1 protein-coding gene is annotated in these 1,407 nt (G+C 67.7%); it reads right to left on the bottom strand.

Features of this window, described 5'->3' with window-relative positions; all coding sequences use genetic code 11:
- Positions 1 to 29 precede the first annotated feature (29 nt).
- The gene (locus IF29_RS0141040) at positions 30 to 1,262 is read right to left on the bottom strand and encodes an IS256 family transposase (protein WP_030267624.1); all 1,233 of its coding nucleotides are present in this window, start codon (positions 1,260 to 1,262) and stop codon (positions 30 to 32) included.
- Positions 1,263 to 1,407 lie beyond the last annotated feature (145 nt).

Raw genomic sequence — 1,407 nt, 5'->3', positions numbered from 1 at the left:
GATCGTGTCCCTTGGTGTGGTGTAGCCGATCATTCATCGGTGGTGTTGGGTAGCGCGGGGGCGCTGTTGGGGAGTTCGGCGGGGTAGAGCTCTTCCATGCTGCCTTCGGGCAGGTAGCGGCGGGGGAAGGCGATCCATTCGTCGTGGAGTTCGAAGAGCACGGCGGTGACGAGTCTGAGCAGGGCGGCGTCGTTGGGGAAGACCTGGACGACGTCGGTGCGGCGTTTGATCTCGCGGTTGATGCGCTCCAGCGGGTTGGTCGACTGGATCTTCTTCCAGTGGCGTTCGGGGAAGCCGGAGAATGCGGTCAGGTCGTCTTTGGCCTCCAGCAGCATCTCCTTGACCTTGGGGAACTGTGTGCCGAGCATGTCGGCGACAGTGTCGAGCTGGCTGCGGACCGCGGCGGCGGTGGGTTGGGCGAAGACCGTGCGGACGGTGGCGGCCACCATCTCGGCCGCGTCCTTGCTGATCACGTTGAACACGTTGCGCAGGAAGTGGACGCGGCACCGTTGGTAGCCGGCGCCGAGCATGACCTTGCGGATCGCGGTGACCAGCCCGAGGTGGTGGTCGCCGATGACCAGTCGGACCCCGCCCAGGCCGCGTTCGCGCAAGGAGCGCAGGAACGCGGTCCACGAGGACTCGCTCTCGCTGTCGCCGACCATGACGCCGAGCACTTCGCGGCCGCCGTCCTCGGTGATGCCGGTGGCGATGACCACGGCGCGGGAGACGATCTGGTGCTCGACCCGGGCCTTGCAGTAGGTCGCGTCGAGGTAGACGTAGGGGAAGCGGACGTGGTCCAGCCGGCGCCCGCGGAACGCGGACAGCTGGACATCCAGGTCCTGGCAGATCCGCGAGACCTCGCTCTTGGAGATGCCGGTGTCCGAGCCCAGGGCCTTGACCAGGTCATCGACCGAACGCGTGGACACGCCGTGGACGTAGGCCTCCATCACGACCGCGAACAGCGCCTGGTCGATCCGGCGGCGCCGTTCCAGCAGGACGGGGAAGAAGCTGCCCGACCGCAGCTTGGGGATGCCCAGCCCCAGGTCGCCGGCCTGCGTGGTGAGCGTCCTGTCCCGGTGCCCGTTGCGCAGCGCGGTGCGCGTGTCGGTGTGCTCGTTCCACTGGGCTCCGATCCTGGCCGTCGCCTCGGCCTCGATCAGCTCCTGGAGCATCCGCTCGGCCACCGAGCGCACCAGTTCCAGGCCGTCTGCCGAACGTAGTGACTCCAGCAGCCGCAGTAGGTCATGCTGAGACAGGGCCACCTTGTACCTCCCGCGTTGAACTGCCCGTTCACAACGGAGAGTTGCACGGTGGCCCACCCTGTCGGCAGAGCGGAAGCTACCCGGGTCCACGCCCCCGGCGCACCACCCCACGCTGATCGGCTACACCACGCCAAGGGACGCGATC

The organism is Streptacidiphilus jeojiense (assembly GCF_000719095.1).
In the GTDB taxonomy this organism is placed as follows: Bacteria; Actinomycetota; Actinomycetes; order Streptomycetales; family Streptomycetaceae; genus Streptacidiphilus; species Streptacidiphilus jeojiensis.
The sequence above is the reverse complement of the archived record's forward strand: the minus strand, read 5'-3'. Positions and strand labels throughout refer to the sequence as shown.